At 64.0% G+C, this 23,509-nt stretch carries 22 protein-coding genes; 3 read left to right on the top strand and 19 right to left on the bottom strand.

Features of this window, described 5'->3' with window-relative positions; genetic code table 11:
- Positions 1–41 precede the first annotated feature (41 nt).
- From mprF to argH, 6 genes are read right to left on the bottom strand one after another with little or no spacing between them, the layout of a single operon-like run.
- The gene (gene mprF, locus HAD_RS05595) at positions 42–2,588 is read right to left on the bottom strand and encodes a bifunctional lysylphosphatidylglycerol flippase/synthetase MprF (RefSeq protein WP_051595943.1); all 2,547 of its coding nucleotides are present in this window, start codon (positions 2,586–2,588) and stop codon (positions 42–44) included.
- 12 nt (positions 2,589–2,600) lie between these two features.
- Complete coding sequence (locus HAD_RS05590; RefSeq protein ID WP_084331784.1) at positions 2,601–5,372, bottom strand: DUF4175 domain-containing protein; 2,772 nt, start codon at positions 5,370–5,372, stop codon at positions 2,601–2,603.
- The gene (gene lysA, locus HAD_RS05585) at positions 5,351–6,625 is read right to left on the bottom strand and encodes a diaminopimelate decarboxylase (protein ID WP_035569888.1); all 1,275 of its coding nucleotides are present in this window, start codon (positions 6,623–6,625) and stop codon (positions 5,351–5,353) included. Before lysA ends, HAD_RS05590 begins: the two co-directional genes overlap by 22 nt.
- A gap of 9 nt (positions 6,626–6,634) precedes the next feature.
- Complete coding sequence (locus HAD_RS05580) at positions 6,635–6,886, bottom strand: hypothetical protein (protein WP_035569886.1); 252 nt, start codon at positions 6,884–6,886, stop codon at positions 6,635–6,637.
- A 4-nt stretch (positions 6,887–6,890) separates the two neighbouring features.
- Positions 6,891–7,124: an LPS translocon maturation chaperone LptM gene (lptM, locus tag HAD_RS05575; protein ID WP_035569885.1), complete on the bottom strand. Its 234-nt coding sequence runs from the start codon at positions 7,122–7,124 to the stop codon at positions 6,891–6,893.
- 7 nt (positions 7,125–7,131) lie between these two features.
- Positions 7,132–8,529: an argininosuccinate lyase gene (gene argH / locus HAD_RS05570; RefSeq protein WP_035569884.1), complete on the bottom strand. Its 1,398-nt coding sequence runs from the start codon at positions 8,527–8,529 to the stop codon at positions 7,132–7,134.
- Positions 8,530–8,567: 38 nt separating this feature from the next.
- Here argH and HAD_RS05565 point away from each other — a divergent pair, with 38 nt between their 5' ends.
- A complete protein-coding gene (locus tag HAD_RS05565; protein WP_035569883.1) occupies positions 8,568–9,152 on the top strand; it encodes a TlpA family protein disulfide reductase in 585 nt (194 codons plus the stop codon).
- On the opposite strand, the gene HAD_RS05560 is transcribed toward HAD_RS05565, so the two are convergent.
- The 3 genes from HAD_RS05560 to rpmE all read right to left on the bottom strand — a co-directional run bounded on the left by HAD_RS05560 (position 9,138) and on the right by rpmE (position 10,893).
- Positions 9,138–9,935: a hypothetical protein gene (locus HAD_RS05560; protein WP_051595942.1), complete on the bottom strand. Its 798-nt coding sequence runs from the start codon at positions 9,933–9,935 to the stop codon at positions 9,138–9,140. The genes HAD_RS05565 and HAD_RS05560 overlap by 15 nt on opposite strands.
- Positions 9,936–10,031: 96 nt before the next feature.
- A complete protein-coding gene (locus tag HAD_RS05555) occupies positions 10,032–10,532 on the bottom strand; it encodes a thermonuclease family protein (protein ID WP_035569882.1) in 501 nt (166 codons plus the stop codon).
- 142 nt (positions 10,533–10,674) lie between these two features.
- Entirely contained in the window at positions 10,675–10,893 is a 219-nt protein-coding gene (gene rpmE, locus HAD_RS05550) for a 50S ribosomal protein L31 (protein ID WP_035569881.1), read from the bottom strand.
- A gap of 177 nt (positions 10,894–11,070) precedes the next feature.
- Here rpmE and HAD_RS05545 point away from each other — a divergent pair, with 177 nt between their 5' ends.
- Complete coding sequence (locus HAD_RS05545) at positions 11,071–12,918, top strand: ABC transporter transmembrane domain-containing protein (RefSeq protein ID WP_084331783.1); 1,848 nt, start codon at positions 11,071–11,073, stop codon at positions 12,916–12,918.
- Between the two features lie 2 nt (positions 12,919–12,920).
- Here the strand turns inward: HAD_RS05545 and HAD_RS18725 are convergent, their stop codons facing one another.
- The 3 genes from HAD_RS18725 to HAD_RS05535 form a co-directional block, all read right to left on the bottom strand.
- Entirely contained in the window at positions 12,921–13,079 is a 159-nt protein-coding gene (locus HAD_RS18725) for a hypothetical protein (protein ID WP_199285843.1), read from the bottom strand.
- A 76-nt stretch (positions 13,080–13,155) separates the two neighbouring features.
- Positions 13,156–14,655 carry a flavin-containing monooxygenase gene (locus tag HAD_RS05540; RefSeq protein WP_035569880.1) on the bottom strand — a complete coding sequence of 500 codons (1,500 nt, stop codon included), beginning with the start codon at positions 14,653–14,655 and terminating at the stop codon, positions 13,156–13,158.
- Positions 14,656–14,745: 90 nt separating this feature from the next.
- The gene (locus HAD_RS05535) at positions 14,746–15,567 is read right to left on the bottom strand and encodes an inositol monophosphatase family protein (RefSeq protein WP_035569879.1); all 822 of its coding nucleotides are present in this window, start codon (positions 15,565–15,567) and stop codon (positions 14,746–14,748) included.
- A gap of 237 nt (positions 15,568–15,804) precedes the next feature.
- Between HAD_RS05535 and HAD_RS05530 the strand changes: the two genes are divergently transcribed.
- Positions 15,805–16,104, top strand: a complete 300-nt coding sequence (locus HAD_RS05530) for a DUF4282 domain-containing protein (protein WP_035569878.1) — start codon at positions 15,805–15,807, stop codon at positions 16,102–16,104.
- Here HAD_RS05530 and thiE read toward each other — a convergent pair.
- The 7 genes from thiE to gap all read right to left on the bottom strand — a co-directional run bounded on the left by thiE (position 16,101) and on the right by gap (position 23,405).
- On the bottom strand, positions 16,101–16,778 hold the full coding sequence (thiE, locus tag HAD_RS05525) for a thiamine phosphate synthase (protein ID WP_035569877.1): 678 nt from the start codon (positions 16,776–16,778) through the stop codon (positions 16,101–16,103). The two genes, HAD_RS05530 and thiE, sit on opposite strands and share 4 nt — an antisense overlap.
- Positions 16,779–16,833: 55 nt before the next feature.
- Positions 16,834–17,055, bottom strand: a complete 222-nt coding sequence (locus HAD_RS05520) for a DUF2798 domain-containing protein (RefSeq protein ID WP_035569875.1) — start codon at positions 17,053–17,055, stop codon at positions 16,834–16,836.
- A 40-nt stretch (positions 17,056–17,095) separates the two neighbouring features.
- Entirely contained in the window at positions 17,096–19,174 is a 2,079-nt protein-coding gene (locus tag HAD_RS05515) for a M3 family metallopeptidase (RefSeq protein ID WP_051595941.1), read from the bottom strand.
- A 126-nt stretch (positions 19,175–19,300) separates the two neighbouring features.
- The gene (locus tag HAD_RS05510) at positions 19,301–20,194 is read right to left on the bottom strand and encodes a fructose bisphosphate aldolase (RefSeq protein ID WP_035569874.1); all 894 of its coding nucleotides are present in this window, start codon (positions 20,192–20,194) and stop codon (positions 19,301–19,303) included.
- Between the two features lie 340 nt (positions 20,195–20,534).
- On the bottom strand, positions 20,535–21,737 hold the full coding sequence (locus tag HAD_RS05505) for a phosphoglycerate kinase (RefSeq protein WP_035569873.1): 1,203 nt from the start codon (positions 21,735–21,737) through the stop codon (positions 20,535–20,537).
- A gap of 5 nt (positions 21,738–21,742) precedes the next feature.
- On the bottom strand, positions 21,743–22,375 hold the full coding sequence (locus HAD_RS05500; protein ID WP_035569872.1) for an SAM-dependent methyltransferase: 633 nt from the start codon (positions 22,373–22,375) through the stop codon (positions 21,743–21,745).
- A gap of 22 nt (positions 22,376–22,397) precedes the next feature.
- Complete coding sequence (gap, locus tag HAD_RS05495) at positions 22,398–23,405, bottom strand: type I glyceraldehyde-3-phosphate dehydrogenase (RefSeq protein ID WP_035569871.1); 1,008 nt, start codon at positions 23,403–23,405, stop codon at positions 22,398–22,400.
- Positions 23,406–23,509: the final 104 nt, after the last annotated feature.

Raw genomic sequence — 23,509 nt, 5'->3', positions numbered from 1 at the left:
GCGCGCATCAAGGCAGACACAGCGCCATGGTGCAAGGGGCGCTACTTGTGGAATATCCGGGTCAGCCCGCCGCTGGTCAGGATGCCGACATCGGCCAGGGCCCCGGGCAGCGCCCGCGCATTCGGCGCAGCGAGGTAAACCGGCTCCCAGACAGGGTGGAACTTGTCCTTGTAGGCGCGCAAGCCCTCAAAGCCGTAAACGGCATTGGCATGCTCGAACAGGAAGGCCCCGATGCGGGTCATGGCCGGGGCAAGACGGTGCGCCTCCAGCCCCGCCAGCGGCGCCATGCCGAGGTCAAAGCGCTGATACCCGGCCTCCTTGGCCCAGAGCATGGTGGAGACGAAGAGATAATCCATCACGGCGCGGGGTGCGGCACTCGAAAACCGCATCAGGTCGATGGCGATCTCCTGCTTGCCGGCCCCCGGCCAGAGATTGGCGAAGGCGACGATCTCACCGTCCAGCCGGGCCACGGCAACCGGGAAGCTTGCGATATAGTCGGGATCGAACCGGCCAAGGGAGAAGCCTTTTTCCGCCCCGCTATGGGCGTCCAGCCAGTCGTCGGAGATTTCCTGCAGCCGGTCCATGTGTCCGGCCACGTCCTCGGGCGGCAGAACTTCGAAGCTCAGACCGTCGCGGCCCGCCCGGTTGTAGACCTGCCGCATGCGCGACCTGCCCGGCCCCTCCAGCGAAAATTCCGTCAGCGGCACGATCGCCGTCTCGCCGATCTTCTGCACCGACAGGCCAAGCTCGACAGCCAGCGGCAGGAAGCTGCGCCCGACGCCATAGAACACAATGCCCGCCCCGGCCGCATCAGCGGCCTCGCGGAAGGACCAGACGAGCGAGGGGATCTCTTCGGCAAGGCCTGCCGGCTCGCCCATTGCGATCCAGCTCGATCCGCGCACGCCAAACATGATGAAAGACCGCCGCGACGGGCTGAAATGGAACCGCTTGTCGCCGCTCAGGGCGAGCGCCGCGCCCGGCTGGGCCGTGTCGGCGCCGGCAAGGATCTCGCGGATTTCGCTCGGCTCAGGTGTCTCCTGTGGCGGCGCCCGCAACGGACGCAGCCAATTCCAGGCGAGGATCAGGAAGGCCAGCACGCTGACCCCTGCCGCCGCCCGCAGGAAGCGGGACGTGCCGCCCTGCAACGCCACCTGCCACCAGAGCTCGCCCCGGTAATCAACATGTTCATAGGAGAACAGGCCGAGCCAGATCACCGCGCCCAGCGTCGCGAGGATGGCGAGCGCCATGACCGGCGTCAGCCGTGTCGCCGCCAAGGGCGTGGCGCGGTAGAAGGCCGGGCGCGACAGGCCGAGCACGCCCAGCACGACGCACAGCGGCAGCGCTTCGGCAAGGCCCGCGCCCTTGGTCAGCGTCAGCACGATCCCGGCGACCAGCAGCCCCATGGCCACCATCCAGGCATGGCTGAGCCGCCGCGACAGTCCATTCGCCACAATCATCAGGAACAGGCCAACGATCGATGCCAGGAAGTGCGACAGCTCGATCAGCGGCAAAGGCAGGTAGTGCGCCGCCGCACGTAAAGGCGCCAGCAGCGCAGGCGTCATCGCGGCCACCAGCATGTAGGCCCCGCTGACAAAGGCCAGCAGGCCGAACACGACCGGCGCGAACAGCGTGGCGACATCCCCTGCCCCGCGCCCGACCCCTTGCAGGGCGGGGCCATGACGGCGCAACAGGCGGCGGCTCATGCCTGCGGCGGCGATGACGAGCGGAAGGAGGTAATAAATTGCCCGGAAGGCGATCAGGCTGGCGACCAGGCCTTCCACCGGGCTGGCCGGAACAAGCAGCAGGATCACAGCCTCGAAGACGCCGATGCCACCCGGCAGGCCGCTCATTCCCCCGGCAAGACAGGCGAGCGCGAACACCGGCACGAACGCCGCAAAGCCGACCGCGGTCTCCGCCGGTAGCAAGGCGAACAGGACAAGACCTGCCGCCACCCAGTCCGCCAGGCTGACCCCGACGCGCGCCAGCACGCCCGTCAGGCCACCCGGCACAAGAAAGCTGGCATTGGCGATGTGCCACACGACCAGCGCCAGCAGCACACACCCCATGCCGATGGCAGCCCTGTCCGGAATGCCGAAATGCACCGGGAACGCCTCAGACCGGAAGACAAGGCCGAACCCGCTGAGCAGCAATGCCCCGACCGTCAGGCTGATCCGCGTCATGCGAGTGACGGCCTGGCTCTCATCCTCGGACAGGCCGAGCCCGCCATAGATCCGGGAGCGGACGGCTGAGCCGGTCAGCTCCGTTTCGCCGAGGGAATTGCCGACGGCCTGCGCCGTGAAGGAGATGAGCGCCATATCGCGCCATGGCCGGGCAAGACCGAGATGGCGGAGCGTCAGGCTGTCGCGAAGCATCGCCGCCGCATAACTCGCCAGCATGCCCAACATGGCAATCAGGACCGCGGGAAGCGCCAGCGATGAAAACCGGGCATAGATCAGATGCATCGACAGGTGATCCAGCCGGGCATGAATGGCAAGGATGGCGGCCGCAAAAATGAGCAGCGCCAGTATGAGCGGCACGGGGTTGGCGCGGCTTTGCCGTTCCCGAAGCCTGCGCTTGTCCGCCTCCATCCTGCGTCCCCCCTAGAAGCGATCAAGCAGGCGGCGGAGATATTCCCGTTCTTCTTCGTCGTCGCTTTCATTGTAGCGGCGGCGCAGCTCTTCAAGGATATCCTTGGCGCGCTGGCGTTCGGCTTCCTCCGGCACACGGACATTGTCGCCATTGTTGCCCATGCCGCCGGCTTCGCGTCCGAACGGATCGTTTCGGGCCTGGCCCTGATTGGTCCGCTCGCGCTGCATTTCATCCAGCAAAGCAGCAAGGTTCCGGTTGAGATCCGACAGGCCCTGTGTGGCAAGGGCCTGGTCATTCGACGCGGCGCCCTCATTACCGCGGGCAAGGTTCCGTTCGGCGTTGCGCTGAGCCTCGCGAATGGCCGCCAGCGCGTCCGGGTCGATCGCGCCGGTCAGCGCATCGTCTTCGCCAGCCCCTTCGCCAAGCCCCTGCTCGCGGGCGAATTTCTCAACCAGCTCGCCCAGCCGGGCCTGGCGTTCGGCCAGCGTCCCGCCACCTTGCGGCGCGTCGCCTTCATCGGTTCCGGCAAAACTGTTCGTGCCCGGACGCTCACCACCCGGGCGGCCGCCGCCCTGCGGATTGTCGCCTTCGGATGGGTTGCCGGCCTGGCCCTGACCGCCCTGCCCCGGTTGCAGGCCGTCCTGCTGGCCCTGTTGGCCGCCCGGCTGCTGGCCGGACTCCTGTCCTGAGTCCTGACCGGACTCTCCGGACTGGCCCTGCTGGCCTGATGGCATTTCGCCGCGCTGCTGGGCCAGCGTATCATCGTTCAACTGGCGCTGTTCGCGCAGGATCTCGGACAGGCGGCGCATCGCGTCGGTCATTTCCTGTTCTTCCGGCGGCAGGTCTTCCTGCTCTTCGCCATCCGACTGGGAACCCGGCATGCCGGCCATGCCGTTGCCACTCTGGCCACGTTGGAACTCCAGATTCTGCAGCATGTTGGTGATATCGGACAGCAACTGGCGCGCCTGCTCCGTGGCGCCGGTATCGGTCAGGTCCTGCAAGGCATTCAGCATGTCCTCGAAATCCTGCCCGCCAAGGCTCTGGCCCCCGCCCATGGCCATGCCGTCTTCATTCGTATCCGGCATCTCGCCGCCATTGGCGACGGCTTCGGCCATCTTTGCCGCGAGGTATTCATTGGCCGCATCGCGGAATGCTTCCATGCGGCGGCGGATCTCTTCTTCCGACGCCCCGTCCCGCAGGGCCTGCTCCAGCGCGCGGCGCGCGGCTTCAAGACGGCGCAGGGCATCTGCCGCGCTGCCATACTCGGCCTTCAGCGCCAGCGACCACAGCAGCGGATCCACCGCGTCAGCTTCATCCTTCGTGCCGGCGCTTTCCAGCACGCCTTCTGCCATCTTGAAGGTCAGGTAATAGGCCTGGTTCGGCATGTAGCGCTCGCCCATCAGCGTCACGGAGTCGAGCATCAGGGCGGCCTTCTGGACATCCGGCGGCGCGGCGTTCAGCCGGTTGGCCGCCGGGTTATTGATCGCCCCCTGTTTCAGGGCGTCCGGATTTTTCGTCAGAGACGCATAGTCTCTCGGTTCCCGCAGCACCGTCACGCGTACTTCCTGTGCGACCCGCGCGACCGGGTCCAGGAAAAGCTTCTCCGGCAGGGTGAAGGACTCGGTCTTGCTCACCCCCTCCTGCCCGGACGCATCGGTCACGACCAGATGAACCTCCACCGGCAGGCCGGCCCAGCGGTGACGGGTCAGGTCGATCTGGGTCGTGTCCTTGATTTCCGGCATGGACGGCGCCGCAAGCGGGATCGCGACACGGTCTTCCGCGTCCGGGGCGGCCGGATTGGGGTCCTGCAGTCGGATCGCCAGCTCGGCTTTCACCACGCCGTAATCGTCGGCGGCGGTCCAGGCAAATTCCGTCCGGTCGAGGCGGCCATAGGTGGGCACGGACACGAACTGCACCGTGGGCGGATCGTCCGGCGAGGCCAGCAGCCGCCAGGCGGCCCGCTCGCCCCACCAGCGCACGGAAACGCGGGCGTCTTCCTCCAGCGTGGCCTTGGCTTCCCAGGCCCCGTCGGGTGTGGCGGCGAAAGACTGCGAGCTGCGATGCCGCCCCTTCAGGACAAGGCGCGGCGCCGTCGGGGCTTCGGTGCGTAGCGTGATCTCGGATCCACGCGGCACACGGACATCATTCAGCCCCGGTTTCAGGAAGATCGGCGCCCGGCCCGTATGGTCCGGCGGGATGATCCAGGCCTCGACGGTCATGTCGTCGGCGCCGACCAGCGCGCCATAGTCCGGGTTCAGCGCCCGCAACAGGCGGCCTGGTCCCTGCTCCCCCGCCAGCACGGCAATGCCGACAAGGGCCACAGGCAGGACGTAGCGCAGGCGAAAGGGGTCGAGCTGGCGCCATTCGGCAGACAGGTTCGGCAGCTTCAGATCCCGCGCGGCTTTCAACACCCGGTCGCGATGGCGCACCCACAGGGCCTGGGCCCCGCGAGACGGGTCCGCCGGCCGGTCGCTCAGCGACGAGACCGGGCGTAGCGGCGATTGACGGTCCAGCAGCTGGACGGCCTCGGCCTCTACTGGCGGCGCGTAACGGCGCGTCCCGCGCAGCAGGAAGATTGCGCCACCCATGAGGAAGATAAGCGCCAGAACGGCACCGAGGGCTGGCGGCAGCTGGTCGAACGCACCGGCCAGCGCCATGGACAGGAACAGGACAAGAAAAACGAACAGCGGCCAGAAGGCCCGGGCGAACGCCAGCAGGCCCAGCCGCCGGCGCGTGGCCGCGACCTTCCCCCCGATCGTTTTCAGTCCGTCCTTTTCAGCCAATCCGGCACCTGTTCCAGTTGCAACATTTCCTCGAGGTCCGGCCTGCGGCGGACAATGTCGAACCGGTCGCCATTGACCAGAACTTCCGGCACGAGGGGACGTGTATTGTAGGACGAAGACAGCACAGCGCCATAGGCCCCGGCTGACATGAAGGCCAGCCGCTCGCCCGGCTCTACAGCGGGCATGTCACGTCCGGACGCAAACTTGTCGGTCGACTCGCAGATCGGGCCGACCACGTCATAGGTCTTTTCAGGGGCATCCGGGGCCGCCTGTTTCAGCGGCTGGATGTCATGGTGCGCGCCATACAGGGCCGGACGCATCAGGTCGTTCATGCCTGCATCGACGATCAGGAAAGACCGGTCCGGCGCCGTCTTCTCATACAGCGCCGTGGTCAGCATGACCCCTGCATTGCCCGCGATGACCCGGCCCGGCTCCAGGATGACCTGGACGCCGAGGCCCGCACTCACTTCCGCGATCATGGCAGCGTATGCCGATGGCGGGGGCGGTTCGTCACCCTGCTTGTAGGGAATGCCGAGGCCGCCGCCGACATCGATACGGGCAATGTCATGCCCGGCCGCCCGCAGGCGCTGGGCGAGGCCCACGACTTTCTCGAATGCGGCCCGCATGGGCACAAGATCGCCAATCTGGCTGCCGATATGGACATCGACGCCAACGACCCGGATGCCGGGAAGCGTGGCCGCTTCGGCGTAAAGCTCTTCGGCTTCGGTCCACGGCACGCCGAACTTGTCGCCCTTCTTGCCGGTGGAAATGTTCGGATGGCCGCCCGCGGCGACGTCCGGGTTCACGCGGATGGCGATCGGCGCTTCAAGGCCAATGCCATTGGCCACATAGGACAGGAGGCGAAGCTCGGCGGCGCTTTCGACATTGAACTGGTGGATGCCCTCGCGCAGGCCGAGTTCCATCTCGCGGGCCGTCTTGCCGACGCCGGAAAACACGATCTTCGAGGCCGGGATGCCCGCCCGCAGCGCGCGCTGCATCTCGCCGCTGCTGACGACATCCGCCCCGCAGCCTTCCGCCGCCAGCGTCGCCAGCACGGCCAGGTTCGAATTGGCCTTCACCGAATAGGCAATCAGGCAGTCCTGCCCTTCGAACGCCGAAGCGATCACGCGGGCATGCCGCTGAAGCGTTGCCGTGGAATAGACATAGCAAGGCGTGCCGACGGCATCGGCCAGCTTCGCCAGATCGACGTCCTCGCAGTGGAGCCGTCCGTCCCGGTAGTCGAAATGATGCATCGCCGCCGCCTAGCTGTCGATTTCGGCCAGCGCGCCGTCATCGACGGGCGTGACGGGTTTGGCATCGGGCACGATACCGCCCCACTGGTTCACTTGCGGGCCGCGCTCCGGCTCCACAACAGCGACCACAGCGATCGGCTCATAGGCGCCGGGGGCGTTGACCGCTTGGATCCCCTCACTTGTGGCGCAGGCACTCAGCGCACCAAGAAGGGCAAGACCGGCGAGCATGCGCCCGGCCGGCCGGATCAGGCGTCTGTTCATGAAATTAGTCCTCCGGGCCGCCCAGGAGTTCATCTTCACCACTGGTATCGGAGTCTTCCGCTTCCTGGCGGGGCGGCAACTTCGGCAGGGTGGATGTATTCCCTTCGGGGAGTTCGGCTTCAACGTCGTTCGGATCGCCCCAGAGCGGGTCGGGGCGCTTCAGGTCACCGGTCAGGCCGCAGGCCGGAAGGGCCAGCGTGCCGAGAATAAGGGCGGCAATAGCCAGAGGGCGTTTCATGCGGCGGTTACTCCAGTCCAAGTCTCTGCTTCCACTGTGCCACCTGTTCGGCGACACGAACAGGGCTTGTGCCACCATATGATGTCCGAGATGAGGCAGATGCTTCAACCGTCAGCACATCGAAAACCGCCTCGGTAATGCCATTGTGAACCTCCTGCATGTCGGCCAGCGTCAGGTCGGCGAGGTCGACGCCCTTCCCTTCCGCGACGGCCACCAGCGACCCGGTCACGTGATGGGCTTCGCGGAACGGCAGGCCGAGCTCCCGCACCAGCCAGTCGGCAAGATCGGTCGCGGTGGAAAAGCCCTTGGCGGCGGCGGCGCGCATGTTTTCCGGCTTGAACCGGATCGTCTCGATCATGCCGGTCATGGCCCGCACGCAGAGGTCAAACGTATCGAAGGCCTCGAAGGTCAGGCGCTTGTCGTCCTGCAGGTCCTTGGCATAGGCGAGCGGCAGCGCCTTCACGGCGCCCTGCAGGCCGGCATAAAACCCGGTGATCAGCGACGCCTTGGCGCGTACCAGCTCGGCCGCGTCCGGATTGCGCTTCTGCGGCATGATCGAAGAGCCGGTCGACCATTCATCGGTCAGCTGGGCGAAGCTGAACTGCGCGCTGGACCACAGCACGATCTCTTCAGCGAGGCGCGAGAGGTGCGTTGCCGCGATGGACAGGGCCGCCAGCGACTCCAGCGCGAAATCACGGGCCGAGACCGCATCGAGCGAGTTCGCCATCGGGCGGGCGAACCCCAGCGCTTCTGCCGTCATGTCCCGGTCGATGGGAAAGCCGGTTCCGGCCAGCGCCGCGGCACCCAGCGGGGACTCATTGAGGCGATTGGCGCAGTCCGACAGGCGGGTCCAGTCACGCGACGTCATCTCGACATAGGCCAGCAGATGGTGGCCAAGCGTTACCGGCTGTGCCGTCTGGAGGTGCGTAAAGCCCGGCATGATCGTGCCGGCATGTTCTTCCGCCCGCAGCACCAGCGCGCCCTGCAGGCCGCCGATCAGGCGGGCCGAATGATCCAGCGCCCGGCGTGTCCACAGGCGGAAATCGGTCACCACCTGGTCATTCCGGGACCGCGCCGTGTGCAGGCGCCCCGCAGGCTCGCCGACGATCTCCTTCAGCCGCGCCTCGACATTCATGTGGATGTCTTCCAGCTCCCGGCGGAACGGGAACGTGCCGTCGCGCAGCTCGTTCAGCACCTGGTCCAGCCCGGCCTGGATCGCCTCATTGTCATCAAAGGAGATGATGCCCATCTCCGACAGCATATCCGCATGGGCCCGGCTGCCGGCGATGTCTTCTTCCGCCATGCGCCGGTCAATATCGAGGGAGGCGTTGATTTCTTCCATGATGTCGGACGGGGTCGCGGCAAACCGTCCCCCCCACATCGTCTGGCCTTTGCCGCTCGTCATTGGCATACCCCTTCAACAAACTTACGGAAGGCGCAAACATGAAGCGCTACGCCATTCCCGGCCTCTTCTTGGTCGGAGTGATCGCAATTGTCTATGTGCTGATCAGCGCAGGCATTGGAAAACGTGATGAAAATCCGCTGGCCCAATATGCAACGGGCAGCCTCGCGAAGCTGGATTTCAGCAGCGCCGGCGACCCGGCAGGGACGGATCCCTTCTATCTGGCGGACGGATCGGCCCGCACGCTGGACGCGTTCAAGGGCAAAACCATCCTCGTGAACTATTGGGCGACCTGGTGTGCGCCCTGCGAAAAGGAAATGCCGTCTCTGGGCGCGCTGCAAAAGGCTCGTGGCGGCGACACATTCGAAGTCGTGGCCATCAGTGTCGATGCCGCCGAGGACAAGGAATACGCCGAGCAACGCCTCGGCCAGCTCGGGGCCCCGAACATTCCGTTCCGCATCGTTACGCCCGAACAGTACGAACTCGTCTATGACAGCGGCGTTCAGGGCTTCCCCACAAGCATTCTTTACGGGCCGGACGGCAAGGAAATCGCCCGTCTTGCCGGCGAAGCGGACTGGTCCTCCTTCGAGGCCATCGGCTTTATCGACGCTCTACTCAAGCGTTGAGAGCTCCAGCCCGATGCGGCTGACCTGTGACAGGAACGTCGATGGCGGGGCCGGAACGTCCCCGGTCACAGGGCCTTCAGCAGGCCACATCAGGACCAGCATCTTCAGCTCCAGCTGCAGGCGGCTGGCATCGCCGGACGTGATCGCGTCGGCTGCCTTCTGCGCGGAAACGGCATAGCCATAGGATTTCTGGTACCGGATCGGATCGTCAATCTCGTTGGAAAATGACACGCCGGCCCGGTAGGCATTCTCACAGCGCTTCATCAGGAAGATGACCAATTCAAGCGGGTCGCCGCCTGCATTGGCCTGAAGATCAGCCATATTGGCCTCAACGGCGGCCAGCTTCGCCTCGACCTCATCCGGCGGCGCGCTGCCGGACAGCGCGTCTTCGGCCTGGTCGATCAGGTCCGGATCGAAGCCTTTCTCGACGAGGCGCGACAGGCCGCCCGGCTGGATCTCGCCCAGCGCGATGCGCAGGTGCTCGGCGGCATCGTCAGGCTCCCCCGCCCGGGCGAGGGCAGCAGCCACGGTCACTTCGCTGGAAATCATCGCGGCGCGCTGATCGATGGGCAGCAGCATGGCCGGATCAACCGCCGTAACGCCCTCCCCGCCTTCGCCTTCACCCATTTCGCCGCCTTGCGCGTAAGATGCAGCGCCGCCCGGCGCAGTCATGGCCGTTTCACCAGCTTCGCCCCCTTCTCCGCCGCAGGCAGCCAGGCCCGCCGTGCCTATCAGGGCGGCCCCAAGGCCGAGCCGGATCCATCGCTTCGGCGTGTAATTCATCGGGATCGCTCCATCATGTCTGTTCCAGGCCGCAGCCTAGGTGCCCCGGCACCTGCCGGGCAAGCCGTCTGGCGCTCTGCTGGCGCTGCAATCGGGTCAGGATCCGGTAACCGGTTTTTGTGTACGGCCCGTACACCATTCCGGCTTGGCATCGCCGCCATCATAATCCCAGGTCTTGTGAGTGCCGCCAGCGACCAGCAACGCAGCGAGGTCCTGCCCGTCCAGCGACAGATCAACGACAAGCCGGCCATACCGGTCGGGCCCGTAATCATGCGAAACGGTGAGCGTTCGGTTGCGTGTCAGCTCACGCACCTCAGCCTTTGCCTGATAGCCGAGTTCGCGTTCCCGCTCGCATTTTGCGCCGGAAACCCAGTCCAGCGGCCCGGTTTCAGGGGCATCCACGCCGTGGAGACGGAACTTGGTGCCATCCGCCAGACGCCCTGAATCGCCATCGGACCAGTAAACGGACGAGGTATCGAAGGGCGCCGGGCCTGCCGGGTCGACGGGTTCCCGTGCAACCACTGCAACACCGAACGCGATGCCCGCAAGCACCACAAAGGTGATCAACCATTCCTTGAGCCGGCCGCTCCGTCCCATGGGCCTCTCCCTGCCTTTTGGCAGGAAAGCTCGGCCCGACCGCTTAAGGGAAAGTTAAGCGCCAGAGGCAGCGGCCAAAACAAAACCCCGGCCTTGCGGGCCGGGGCTGTTTTGATCGCAACCGTGAAACGGTGCGGCAGGCTTAGACGAAGCCTTTGAACTTGTCCTTGAAGCGGGACACGCGGCCACCGCGGTCCATCAGCTTTCCGTCGCCGCCGGTCCAGGCCGGGTGCGATTTGGAGTCGATGTCCAGCATGAGGCGGTCACCTTCAGCGCCGTATGTCGAGCGCGTCTGGTACTCTGTGCCGTCCGTCATCACCACGGTGATGAAGTGATAGTCGGGATGACCTTCTTTTTTCATGGCTCGCGCCCTTCTGTGATCCGTTACCTGCGGGCCTTGTGGCCGCCGCGCTTCACCAGTAGGGGTGCGCGGGCGTGGCTGCTGCCCGTTTTCAGAAGTGGCGCGTGTAACTGAAGAAAGCCCCTTTCGCAAGAGGGCCTAGCACCCGTTTTCCATAGTCCTGCAAAGGTATTCCTCATGGCCGACACGGAATCCCAGCAAACGATCGACCGGCGCGCGACAGAACCAGGCGGCGGACAGGCCATCAACCGCCCCAAAGGGCGCAGCCTGAAGCCCCTGGCATTGCTGCTGCCTTATGCCGGACGGCATTGGCGGACCGTGGCGATTGCGCTCGTCTTTCTGGTCGGCGCCGCCGCACTCAGCCTGACCCTGCCAATCCTGCTCGGCAAGGCTGCAGACAGCGGCCGGCAGGCAGGCGGCGACACGCAGAAACTGCTGGAACTGGTCAACAAATCCTTCTTCTGGGTCGCGGCGGCCGCCATCACCTCCGGTGTGCTGGGCGCGGTACGCTTCTATTTCGTCTCCCGGTTCGGCGAACGGATCGCGGCTGACCTGCGCCGGGACCTTTATGCCCACCTCCTGACCCTCGGCCCCCGCTATCATTCGAAAATGCGCTCCGGCGAAGCGGTCTCCCGCCTGACGGCCGACATCACCCTGATCGAGCAATTTCTCGGTACCTCCGCCTCAATGGCGACGCGGACGCTGATCACGACCTTTGGCGCGTTGACCATGATGATGGTGGTGAATTGGCAGCTGGGCCTGACCCTGCTGGCCATGCTGCCGGTCGCGATGCTGCCCGTGGTGGGTGTTGGCCGGATCATCCGGGCGATGTCGAACCGGGCCCAATCGCGCCTCGCCGATGCGGGCGCCGAAGCGTCAGAAGCGCTCGACGCCATCGAACTTGTCCAGGCCTACAGCCGTGAAGACAGCCGCCTTGCCAATTTCACCGAGGCCGTTGAGGCGACCTTCGCCGCGGCCATGCGCCGGATCACGGCGCGCAGCCTGATGATCGTCATGGTCTCGGTACTTCTGTTCGGCGGGTTTGTCTGCGTGCTGTGGATGGGCGCCCGGGCTGTGGCGAAAGGCGAAATGAGCTTCGGTGACCTCTCCGCCATGGTGCTTTACGCCCTGTATGCCGGGTCCGGCTTCGGCATGCTGGCGGAAGTCTATGGCGAGGTCATGCGCGCCGCCGGCGCCGCCGACCGCGCCGCGGAAGTGCTGAATGCAGAGCCCGAGATCGCCCCGCCTGCCCTGCCGCGCCCGATGCCGGAGAAAATCACCGGCGCGCTCACCTTCGATCATGTGACCTTCGCCTATGACGAGGCCACGAATGACGGCAAGCCGGTCTCCGCGCTGACCGATTTCTCCCTGACGGTGAAGCCCGGCGAGTTCGTCGCCCTTGTCGGCCCCAGCGGCGCGGGCAAGACGACCGTGTTCCGCCTCGCCCTGCGTCTGTTCGATCCGCAATCCGGCCAGGTGACTCTGGACGGGATCGCCTCGGCAGAGGTCACCCCGCGCGATTGGCGCCGCAACTTTGCCTACGCCCCGCAGGAATCGGCCTTGTTCACCGGCACGGCGGCAGAGAATATCGGTTTTGGTACGGATAATCCCGACGAAAAGCTGCTGGAACACGCGGCCCGCATGGCCGAAGCGATGGACTTCCTGTCAGAGAAGGAAGGCCTTGCCACACCGCTCGGCCAGAAGGGCCGCAGCCTGTCCGGTGGCCAGCGCCAGCGGATCGCGCTCGCCCGCGCCCTGGTGCGGGATGCGCCGGTTCTCCTGCTCGACGAAGCGACCTCCGCGCTCGATTCAGAGAGCGAAGCCGCAGTCCGCCGGGCCATCGAAAACGCCTCGGAAGGACGCACGACCCTGGTCATCGCCCACCGCCTGTCCACCGTGCGCCGGGCCGACCGCATCCTGGTCATGGAGCACGGGCAAATCGTCGAGGAAGGCAGCCACGAGGAACTGGTCGCCAAAGGCGGGCTATACGCCCGCCTCGCCGAACTTCAGTTTGCGGAAGGCTGAGATCAGCGGCGCTTCCATTTCTTGACCTTGCCGTCCACCGTGAAGGCGAAGGCAAGTGACAGGATCAACGGCACCCAGATCGGCAATTCGCCGAGACCCGGCGCACCGACCGCTTCGGCGATGTGATCATCCACACACCACCACAATAGCCACAACCACATACAGACACTCCTTTTTCTGTACGCCCCTTACAGGGACACAGATAGGAAGCCTGCAGGCCTTTGTTTAGAGGCGGGTTTATTCCGCCGCCTGGAGGGCCGGCTTGGACGCAGCGGCGTTCTCGGGCGTGGTGAACGTCATGACACCATCCTCGATCGGCTCCTCGCGCAAATTCTTCCGGTCGGTGAAATAGCTTTGGTGCAGCTTCCAAGGCGCTTCGGTGTGCTGGCGCGGGAACTGGTCCATCACCCGCTGGAAATAGCCGGACGAGAAATCCACGAAGGGTTCGGTCTCATTCGGGAAGGCCGGAAGGTAAGGCATCGCGGAAGTCGCCCCCTTCTGGTCCATCAGCGTGATCAGGCGGCAGACATATTCACTGGTCAGGTCCGCCTTCAGCGTCCAGGACGCATTGGTGTACCCGAACGTCACGGCGAGGTTCGGCACATTGGACAGCATCACGCCCTTGTAGTTGAGCAGCTTGCCGGGATCGACCTTCACCCCGTCCAGCGAGACATCGACACCGTTCATGAAAACGAGGTTCAGCCCCGTCGCGGTGATGACGATGTCGGCTTCCAGCTCCTTACCGGATTTGAGCTTGATCCCCTTCTCCGTGAAGGTCTCGATATGGTCCGTCTCGACGCTGGCCTTGCCGGATTTCAGGACATTGAACAGGTCCGAATCCGGCACCAGGCAGAGACGCTGTTCCCACGGATTGTAGTGCGGCGTGAAATGCTTCTCGACATCATAGTCGGGGCCAAGTTCCTCGCGCACCATTTTCAGGAGACGCTCTTTTGCCTGTTCCGGATTCTCGCGCGTCTTCCGGAAGAAATACTGCTGGAAAGCGACGTTCCGCCAGCGGATCAGCGCGTAGGCCCAGCTGTCCGGCAGGATGGCGCGCAGGAAGTTCGCAAGCTTGTCCACCGCCGGACGGGAGACGACATAAGTCGGCGAGCGCTGCAGCATGGTCACATGCCCCGCCTTCTCCGCCATGGCCGGCACCAGCGTCATCGCTGTCGCGCCGGAGCCGATGATGACGACTTTCTTGCCGGTATAGTCGAGATCTTCCGGCCAGTGCTGGGGATGTACGAACTGGCCTTTGTAGTTGTCCTCGCCCGGGAAGTCCGGCCGGTAGCCTTCATCGTAATTGTAGTATCCGCCGCACATGAACAGGAACCGCGCCGTGAGGTCCGTGCGCTTGCCTGTTTTCGTGTCTTCGGAGGTGATGTGCCAGACCTGGTCCGGGCTCGACCAGTCTGCGGCCACGATCTTCGTGTCGAACTGGATATGGCGGGTGATGTCGTGCTCGTCCGCCGTTTCACGAATGTAGTTCCGGATCGACGGCCCGTCGGCGATGGCCTTGGCCTCGGTCCAGGGTTTGAAGTTGAAGCCCAGCGTGTGCATGTCCGAATCCGAACGGATGCCGGGATAGCGGAACAGGTCCCACGTCCCGCCCATGGCGCTCCGCTGCTCGAAGATCCGATAGGTCTTGCCGGGGCACTGCTTGCCGAGGTGAACGGCAGCGCCGATGCCCGAAAGGCCCGCGCCGATGATGAGAACGTCTGTATCTGGCTGTGTCATGCGACACATGATTACGTGTTTTTACGGATAAGGAAATAGGTGACGCGAGCGTCATCTATTAATTTCCGGGTCACCAGCCGGAAAAGGCGCTCAGACGGAGGCGGCCTTACCGAAGGAACCCGCATGCCGGATCTGCTTTTCGAGCTTCGGATGCAGGTCGACATTGGCCGCCAGGATCGAGCCGGTCTGCAGCACATCCCCGCCGTCGAGTTCGCTGATCATGCCGCCCGCTTCGCGGACCAGCACGATGCCGGCGGCGATATCCCAGGATTGCAGGTTCCGCTCCCAGAAGCCGTCAAACCGGCCGGCAGCGACCCAGGCAAGGTCCAGCGCGGCGGACCCATTGCGGCGGATCCCGGCGGTGGCCGGCGTCATCGCGGCGACTTCGCGGGCGAAGGTGACGTGGCTCTCTTCGGACTTGCCATGCCACGGCGTGCCGGTGGCGATGACCGATTCATTCAGGTTCCGGCGGGCCGCCACGCGCAGCTTGCGATTGTCCAGCCAGGCGCCGCGGCCGGTCTCGGCCCAGAAAATCTCGTTCTTGGCGACATCGAAGACGACACCGGTCAGCAGTTCGCCATCGCGTTCCAGCGCGATGGAAACAGCGAAATGCGGCTGGCCATGCAGGAAGTTCAGCGTGCCGTCCAGCGGGTCGACGATGAACCGGTTGGACTTGTCTGTGCCTTCGACAATGCCGCGCTCTTCCATCACGAAGCCATAGCCCGGACGGGCCTTGGTGAGGTGGGTGAAGATGATCTCTTCGGCGCGGTGGTCGGCGTTCGAAACGAAGTCTGCGGGGCCCTTCTTCGAGACCTGCAGGTTTTCCACTTCACCGAAGTCACGCGCCAGTGAGCGCCCGGCAGCGCGGGCGGCGGCGATCATCACGCTTCCAACAGGTGACGGTTTGGACATCGGCTTATCCTATCTTTTGCGGCTGGAATGGGCAAAGGCCCGGCCAGCGGCGGGCTTCATCCGGAAACAGGCGGGGGCGTAAGCCTTTGGCCGGAAAGGGTCAAGAAGCCCATGTGTTAATGGGCTTTCAGGGATTAAACGGCCATCCGCCATACCGGAGCCCGTCCGGCCGTTTTGCAGATTCCGCCTTTTGGATGCAAACTCTCCCCCTCTTTCGGCTAAAAAGGGGACTGAAAAATGCTGAACCAATTCCTGAACTTCGACAAACTGATCGGCACGACGCTGATCAAGGTGATGTACTATATCGGCCTGGTCGGCATCGCGCTCTACGCCATCGTGACGTTTCTCGGCGGCCTTGGCATGATGACCCAGAGTTTCCTGGGCGGCCTCGGCATGGTCATCGCGGCCTTGATCGGCGCGGTTGTCGGGCTGCTGTTCTGGCGCTTCATCTGCGAGATCTACCTGCTGTTCTTCCGCATCAGCGACGACCTGCGCGACATCAAGAACATGAAAAGCACCGGCACGCCGGCCAGCTAGGACCGGCCCTGATCCAGCTCGTCCAGTATCCGGTTGAACGCCGCAATGGCGGCCGGGGCGCCGTCCGGGTGATCCCAGACCCCGGATGACACGGCAATGAAATCCGCCCCGGCTGTCACCAGCGGCGCGGCGTTCTCCACGGTAATGCCGCCAATGGCGACACACGGGATTTCCATGCTCTCCTGCCAGACTTCCAGAAGGTCCGGGGTGGCCTGCACCGTCCCGTCCTTGGTCGATGTCGGATAGAAGGCCCCGAAGGCGACATAGTCGGCCCCCGCCTCCCCGGCCTGCATGGCGATATGGCGGGAATTCTTGGCCGTCGCCCCGACGATCATCTCCTTGCCGACAATGGCGCGGGCATCTTTCACCGGCACATCGTCCCAGCCGACATGCACGCCATCGGCGCCAAGCTCGACCGCGAGCTGCGGGCTGTCATTGATCAGGACGGCGACGCCATAGGCCTTCGCCATCTCTGTGACGGCGGCGCCTACTTCCCGCGTAGCTGCCTCATCGATGGCCCCGCTCGCGTCTTTCAGGCGCAGCTGCAGGCAGGCGACGTCCCCGGCGGACAGCGCCGTTTCCAGCAGCGCCGCAAACGCATCGGCATCGTCGATCCGGGGCGGTGTGATCAGGTAGAGCCGCGTGCGCGGGCGGGTGTATTCAGGTTTTGACATGGCGCCTAAATGCGCCGGTTCCAGGCCGACGGCAAGCGGCCCGCTGCGGCACGGTTCATTCCCCCGGCGGCGGGACGAACACCCGGGCAATCCGGCGGGCGAACGGCCCCCAGAAGACCGCGGCGAACCAGGCGACCGGGAAAGCCAGCACCCAGGCGCCGAGCCACCGCGGCACCAGGCCCGGATCAATACCGGTATTGATGGCCGTCACGATCAGGGCAACCAGGCCGCTCATCCCGGCCGACAGAATGCCGGAATAGACGATTTGCCATTTCATCCTGCCAGCCTCCCGTGACCCGTCGGCCGCCCCCTGGCCCCTACTCTTCCACTTCTGCCTCGGCGGCATTCAGCAAATAGGCCTCATAGGCTTCCGGCGACCAGTCGCGGCCAAGGAAGTCATGCACCAGCTCCGCCGCAGGCTTCGACGCCCCCGGCGCAAGGACCAGATCCCGGTAGCGTTTCGCGGTGGCGCCGTCCCGCAGGCCATTGGCTTCGAATTCCGAGAACAGGTCCGTCGAAATCGCGAGCGACCACTGATAGGTGTAGTAGATCGCCGAATAGCCATCGAGATGGCCGAAGCTGGCATATTGGTGGGCATCCGGCAGCGTTTCGAAGGGGCTCAGCTTCGACTGGTTCTCATTCCAGATCTCGTCGAAATCGACCTCCGAAGGCGGACGGTTGTAATAGTCGAGTGAGACATTCGCGTAGAGCAGCTGGCGCAGCGTGCCGACACCGACGCCGAAGTCACGTGCGGCCACCATCTTCTCCACAAGCTCCGGCGGGATGACATTGCCGTCTGCATCCTTCGCGAACCTGGCGAGCGTGTCGTAATCCCAGACCCAGTTCTCCAGCATCTGGGACGGGGCTTCGATGAAGTCCCACTCAAGGCTTCCCATGGAGAGGTTCGCGTAATCCGGCTGGCCTGAGAACATGCCGTGAATCAGGTGGCCAAATTCATGCAGGAAGGTCTCGACCTGACTGTGCTCCATCAGGCCGGTCGCGTGATCCCCGGCCGGGAAGTTGCAAAGCAAGGCACCAACCGGCACCTCATCCGTAGTCGGACCGAAGCGGATCGGAAACGCCGCCGCATGTTTGAACTTGCCCTCACGGGGATGCATGTCGAGGAAGAACCGGCCAATCAGCGTTCCTTCCTGGTACATCTCATACCCGCTGACGCTATCCTGCCAGACCGGCGCCCCGTCCCACGGCTTGATCTCGACATCGAACAGATCCTGCACGAGGGAGAAGATGCCATCGCGGACATCATTGTAGGCGAAATATTTGCGCACTTCCTGGGAGTCGAGCTCGTAATCGGACTTGCGGACAAGTTCCGCAAGATAGCTGCGGCTCCAGTCATTGACGGCCGTCGCACCCGGCATCAGTTCCTGCTGCTTTTCCAACAGCCGGTCATATTCCAGCTCGGCCGCATTGCGGGCGGCGCCTTCAACAGATTCGAGGAAGTCGCTCACCACGTCCGGTGAGCCTGTCATCTTGTCTTCGGTAACGTAGGCAGCCCAATTGTCATAGCCCAGCGTCGTCGCCAGTTCGTAGCGCTTTTCCAGCAAGCCGCGCAGCGATGCCACATTCTCCGGATAGGCCCGGTTCAGGAACTCCGAAGCGAGCTTCTTGCGCAGGTCTTCATCGGGTGAATACGTGTAGATGGGGAACACGTCGGGATAATCGGTAGTGATGGTCACCATGCCATCCTCACCCGGCGGGTGGGTGGTGATGTAATCTTCCGGCAGGCCCATCAGGTCCTCAGGTGAAACTTTCACACTGCCCTGGATCTCGCGAAGGTTCTTGCTGAACTCCGTCGACAACTCGGCAAGATCTGCATTCAGACTGCGGACCTTTTCCCGGGTCGGCTCATCCTTGTCGATACCGGCCCGGCGGTACTCCGCGAGTGTCTTTTCAAGAAAATAGGCTGACCGCGCGTCCAGCTTCGTCGAATCGATCGACGAGAGGCGATCGTAGAGCGGACGAGACAGTGAGATACGCGTTGTCATGTCCGACGTTTTCTGCTGGCAGGTGTCGCCCGTCTCGCGGATGGCGGCATCCGGATTGGCTTCGGCGATGACCGCGGCCTCACCATACCCCACACCCAAGGCAAGGTTCAGCAGGGCGTCATAATCCTTGAGGTCCCCTACCCCGGCCGGACCATCCCGGGTTTCCAGATCGGTCAGCATTTTCTCGACCTGTGTCAGGGCGCCATCGCAGCGCGCTGTAAACGCCTCGGCAGACGCCGGGGCCAGCTCCAGCGTTTTCAGCATCGCCATGCCATCATTTGAAAGTTTGCTACGGTCAGAACTCGCCGGCGCTTCGGGGACGCTGCACGCCTGGAGAAGAAACAATGCGGCAACAGACGCGGCGGCGAGCAGGTTAGGCTTGAGCGGCATGATTTCCCTTTGTGTCAGGTGATGCACGAACAAAAATGCCCGCCATCGGAATGGCGGGCAATATGACGTTGCGTTGACCGGTAAGTCCAGAGGCGGCTAGCCCGCCTCTGTGCACCCGGTCCCAGATCAGCCGGCTTTGGAGGCCTGGTAGATGCTGTCGACGGACTCGGCGAGCGCCGCATCGAACTCTGCATCGCTCTGCTGGGCCGAGAGGCCTTCAGTCAGGGCGCGCGAGAAAGAGGCGATCATGCCGGTGTTCGACGCCAGTTTGGCATTCGCATCATTGCGCGAATAGCCGCCCGACAGGGCCACGACGCGCATCACGCGCGGATGGTCGACCAGCGGCTTGTAGAGGTTTGCCTTCTCCGGCAGCGTCAGCTTCAGCATCACCTGCTTGTCATGGCCGAGGGCGTCCAGCTGCTTCAGGATTTCGGCGAGCAGGATGTCTTCCGCTTCCGCCTTGTCGGAGATCGAAATCGTGACTTCCGGCTCAATGATCGGCATCAGGCCGTGGCCGAGGATCTGGCGGCCGACGTCGAATTGCTGAGCAACGACGGCGGCGATGCCTTCCGGGTTGGCAGCATTGATGACCGACCGCATCTTCGTGCCGAAGATGCCCTTGGCGACAGCGCGCTCAAGCAGGGCGTCGAGATCAGGCATCGGCTTCATGACCTGAACGCCGTTTTCTTCGTCGGCGAGTCCTTTGTCGACCTTCAGGAACGGAACGACGCTGCGCTCTTTCCAGAGATATTCGGCGGTTGGCACGCCATCGATTTCGCCGTCCATGGTGCGCTCGAACAGGATGGCGCCCATCACCTTGTCGCCATTGAAGGCCGGCGACTTGATGATGCGGGCCCGCATCTCGTGGATCTTGCCGAACATTTCCTCATCGTTGGCGTAGGCGCTTTCCTCAACGCCGTAGAGGCGCAGGGCCTTCGGGGTGGAACCGCCAGACTGGTCGAGCGCGGCGATAAAGCCCGCCTTCTCTGCTGCCTGCTTCGCCATGGTCTCGTTTGCCATTTCAACTACCGTCATTCTGAATGGATCCTGTGAACAATGCTTGTCTTGCAAAGTTTGCGTTCAAGTACCGTGCCGGTTGCAGGCGTCAACCGTTGGCAAGCCTGTACCCGGCAGGGGCTGAACCCCTTTGATTCCGGGCATGTTACCGGTTTTCGGCAGAAAATAAGCCCCTTGCTGGTGATCGGGTTGACCCGAAATTGGTTTCAGGGGGGCCATCAAGCTTTTAGAAGCCTGTCTAACCGCCAAAATGTGAGCGCTATCATTCCCTGTACCGGCGCGATTTGCCGCAGGCTGTGCCGCGACCGCTCAGGACGGGAAATCGAATCTGTGCCGGAAAGGGTCAGGCTTTCAGGGCGTCCACGCCGGGCAGCGGCTTGCCTTCCATCCATTCGAGGAAGGCGCCGCCGGCGGTCGAGACGAAGGTGAAATCATTTGCGACGCCCGCGTGGTTCAGCGCGGCGACGGTGTCCCCGCCCCCGGCCACGGCGATCAGCTTGCCGGCTTTCGTCCGGTCGGCGGCCGCCTTCGCAGCGGCAACCGTCGCGGTGTCGAAAGGTTCAAGCTCGAACGCGCCGAGCGGACCGTTCCAGACCAGCGTCTTGGCCCTGTCCATCGCGTCGGTCAGCACCGTGACCGTCTGCGGCCCCGCATCGAGGATCATCTCCGCCGCACTCACTTCGTTTGCGTGGCAGACGCGATGGTCAGGCGCATGCGCCTTGAATTCGGTCGCCACGGCAACGTCCAGCGGCAGCAGGATCTCGCAGCCGGACTCTTCGGCATTCTTCAGGATCGTCAGCACGGTATCGGCCAGGTCGTGCTCACAGAGCGACTTGCCGACATCCACGCCTTTGGCGGCCAGGAATGTGTTTGCCATGCCGCCGCCGATGGCCAGCATGTCCACCTTGGAGACCAGATTCTTCAGCAGGTCGATCTTGGTCGAGACCTTGGCCCCGCCGACAACCGCCATGACCGGGCGCTCCGGAGAGCCGAGAGCTTTCTCCAGCGCATCCAACTCCGTTTCCATCGCCTTGCCGGCATAGGCCGGAATGTAGTGTGTCACACCCTCCGTGGACGCATGGGCGCGGTGCGCCGCAGAGAAAGCATCGTTCACGAAGAGATCGCCGAGCGCGGCAATCGATTTGGCGAGCGCCGGATCGTTCTTCTCCTCGCCCGCCTCGAAGCGCGTATTCTCCATCAGGATCACGTCACGCGGCGCGCGGCTGGTCACGAATGCCTTGGCTTTGGGGCCGAAACCGCAATTCTCGGCGAAGTGCACCGGTACGCCCAGGACGTCCGCGAAAGCTGCGGCGATCGGCTTCAGGCTCAGCTCCGGCACGATCTGGCCTTTCGGACGGCCGAAATGGGCGAGCAGGACCACCTTGGCCCCCTTCTCCCGCAGGGCCTCGACGGTCGGCAATGCGGAGCGAAGACGTGTTGCGTCGGTCACTTTGCCGTCCGCCATCGGAACATTGAAATCGACGCGGACCAGGGCCGTCTTGCCGGTCAGGTCCCCGGCATCTTCGATACGGCGGAAGTCGGACATGGGTGTTACTCCGGTTTGCGGAACACGGCGCGCAAGATCGCTGCCGGTCCGGAATGGTAAGGGCCTTCAGAAAGGGTTTCGATGCCGGTCAGGAAAGACACGGCCTCGGCGTCCTTGAAATCCATGTTGATGTCGACAGGGGCGAACAGCATGTCGAGCACGGGCGGACCGCCGGAATTGTGGGACCTCTGGTAATCGAGCTGTTCCAGCAAAAAGCCTTCCAGGAAGACATGCCCGCCGGGCTTCAGCGATTCCAGCATGAAAGCGTGAAGCGTGGGCCGGAATGACGACGGCACATGCAGAAACATGGACGCGATCACGTCATATTCCGCTTTCGGCCAGTCCCATTCGCTGAGGTCGGCTTCGATACAGGTGACCGGAACACCGCGTTCAGCGGCCAGCTCTGCGGTCTTGGCGAGACCGGCGGCGGACAAGTCCACCGCCGTCACGTCCAGCCCGCATTCAGCCAGGAACACTGCGTCACGCCCCTCCCCGCAAGCAGGGACGAGCGCACGCTGGCCTGGCCGCAGCAGGTCGCGGAAAGCCAGCAACAGCCGGCTCGCCCGCTCCCCATAGGCAAAACCCTGTTCACTGAAGCGGGCGTTCCAGAAATCCTTCGGAATACCCGGCGTCGTCATGAACAGCGCTCCTGTGCCTTGCTTAGATAAGTTTCGCCATGGCGAGCGCGGTGTCCGCCATGCGGGTCGAGAAGCCCCACTCATTATCATACCAGGTCAGGATCGAGCAGAAATTGCCGTCCATGACTTTGGTCTGGTCGAGGTGGAAGATCGAGGAGTGCGGGTCGTGCACGAAGTCGATCGAGACGTTCGGCTGGTCGGTGTAGCCGAGGACGCCCTTCATCGGGCCATCGGCGGCCGCCTTGATCGCCGCGTTGATCTCTTCCGGGGTCGTCTTCTTCTTGGAGACGAATTTCAGGTCGACAACCGAAACGTTCGGCGTCGGCACGCGGACCGAGATACCGTCCAGCTTGCCGTTCAGTTCCGGCAGGACCAGGCCGACGGCCTTGGCGGCGCCGGTGGAGGTCGGGATCATCGACACGGCTGCTGCGCGGCCGCGATAGAGGTCCTTGTGCATCTGGTCGAGCGACGGCTGGTCGTTCGTGTAGGAGTGGATCGTCGTCATCATGCCCTTCTCGATGCCGACCAGGTCATGCAGGACCTTGGCGACCGGCGAGAGGCAGTTCGTGGTGCACGATGCATTGGAGACGACGAGGTCTTCCTTGGTCAGCAGGTCGTGGTTCACGCCGAAGACGATGGTCTTGTCGGCATTGGTGGCCGGGGCAGAGACCAGCACGCGCTTGGCGCCGGCTTCGAGGTGGGCCGAGGCCTTTTCCTTGTCGGCGAAGATGCCGGTACATTCCATCGCAATGTCGATGTCCAGCTCGCGGTGCGGCAGGTCTTTCGGATCGCGGATGGCGGTGCACAGGATCGGCTTGCCATTGATGACGATCTTGTCGCCATCAACCTGGACGTCAGCCGGGAAACGGCCATGCACGGAGTCGAAGCGCAGCAGGTGTGCGTTGGTCGCGACCGGGCCGAGGTCGTTGATCGCGGCAACTTCGATGTCCTTGCGGTCGTTTTCGATGATGGAGCGCAGGACCAGGCGGCCGATACGGCCAAAACCATTGATTGCGACGCGAACGGTCATGGAGATTCTCCTCTTGGGGGATGAAAACCGGAAAACTTTGGGCGCCCTTTACGACGCCGCGGGCCCGTCGTCCACCCGAAGACCGTGCGGCAGGGCGCCGCCAA

The sequence above is a fragment of the Hyphomonas adhaerens MHS-3 genome (genome assembly GCF_000685235.1).
Lineage (GTDB): Bacteria > Pseudomonadota > Alphaproteobacteria > Caulobacterales > Hyphomonadaceae > Hyphomonas > Hyphomonas adhaerens.
The sequence above is the reverse complement of the archived record's forward strand: the minus strand, read 5'-3'. Positions and strand labels throughout refer to the sequence as shown.

Excerpts from the sequence above, each read along its gene's own strand:
- HAD_RS05505 (WP_035569873.1), bottom strand. The coding sequence starts at position 21,737 with ATGTCCGACTTCCGCCGTATCGAAGATGCCGGGGACCTGACCGGCAAG.
- HAD_RS05530 (WP_035569878.1), top strand. The coding sequence starts at position 15,805 with ATGCTGAACCAATTCCTGAACTTCGACAAACTGATCGGCACGACGCTG.
- HAD_RS05545 (WP_084331783.1), top strand. The coding sequence starts at position 11,071 with ATGGCCGACACGGAATCCCAGCAAACGATCGACCGGCGCGCGACAGAA.
- HAD_RS05540 (WP_035569880.1), bottom strand. The coding sequence starts at position 14,655 with ATGACACAGCCAGATACAGACGTTCTCATCATCGGCGCGGGCCTTTCG.
- HAD_RS05500 (WP_035569872.1), bottom strand. The coding sequence starts at position 22,375 with ATGACGACGCCGGGTATTCCGAAGGATTTCTGGAACGCCCGCTTCAGT.
- gap (WP_035569871.1), bottom strand. The coding sequence starts at position 23,405 with ATGACCGTTCGCGTCGCAATCAATGGTTTTGGCCGTATCGGCCGCCTG.
- HAD_RS05510 (WP_035569874.1), bottom strand. The coding sequence starts at position 20,194 with ATGGCAAACGAGACCATGGCGAAGCAGGCAGCAGAGAAGGCGGGCTTT.
- HAD_RS18725 (WP_199285843.1), bottom strand. The coding sequence starts at position 13,079 with ATGTGGTTGTGGCTATTGTGGTGGTGTGTGGATGATCACATCGCCGAA.
- rpmE (WP_035569881.1), bottom strand. The coding sequence starts at position 10,893 with ATGAAAAAAGAAGGTCATCCCGACTATCACTTCATCACCGTGGTGATG.
- thiE (WP_035569877.1), bottom strand. The coding sequence starts at position 16,778 with ATGTCAAAACCTGAATACACCCGCCCGCGCACGCGGCTCTACCTGATC.
- HAD_RS05580 (WP_035569886.1), bottom strand. The coding sequence starts at position 6,886 with ATGAACAGACGCCTGATCCGGCCGGCCGGGCGCATGCTCGCCGGTCTT.
- HAD_RS05565 (WP_035569883.1), top strand. The coding sequence starts at position 8,568 with ATGAAGCGCTACGCCATTCCCGGCCTCTTCTTGGTCGGAGTGATCGCA.
- lysA (WP_035569888.1), bottom strand. The coding sequence starts at position 6,625 with ATGCATCATTTCGACTACCGGGACGGACGGCTCCACTGCGAGGACGTC.
- lptM (WP_035569885.1), bottom strand. The coding sequence starts at position 7,124 with ATGAAACGCCCTCTGGCTATTGCCGCCCTTATTCTCGGCACGCTGGCC.
- argH (WP_035569884.1), bottom strand. The coding sequence starts at position 8,529 with ATGACGAGCGGCAAAGGCCAGACGATGTGGGGGGGACGGTTTGCCGCG.
- HAD_RS05535 (WP_035569879.1), bottom strand. The coding sequence starts at position 15,567 with ATGTCCAAACCGTCACCTGTTGGAAGCGTGATGATCGCCGCCGCCCGC.
- HAD_RS05555 (WP_035569882.1), bottom strand. The coding sequence starts at position 10,532 with ATGGGACGGAGCGGCCGGCTCAAGGAATGGTTGATCACCTTTGTGGTG.
- HAD_RS05515 (WP_051595941.1), bottom strand. The coding sequence starts at position 19,174 with ATGCCGCTCAAGCCTAACCTGCTCGCCGCCGCGTCTGTTGCCGCATTG.
- HAD_RS05560 (WP_051595942.1), bottom strand. The coding sequence starts at position 9,935 with ATGAATTACACGCCGAAGCGATGGATCCGGCTCGGCCTTGGGGCCGCC.
- mprF (WP_051595943.1), bottom strand. The coding sequence starts at position 2,588 with ATGGAGGCGGACAAGCGCAGGCTTCGGGAACGGCAAAGCCGCGCCAAC.
- HAD_RS05520 (WP_035569875.1), bottom strand. The coding sequence starts at position 17,055 with ATGAAATGGCAAATCGTCTATTCCGGCATTCTGTCGGCCGGGATGAGC.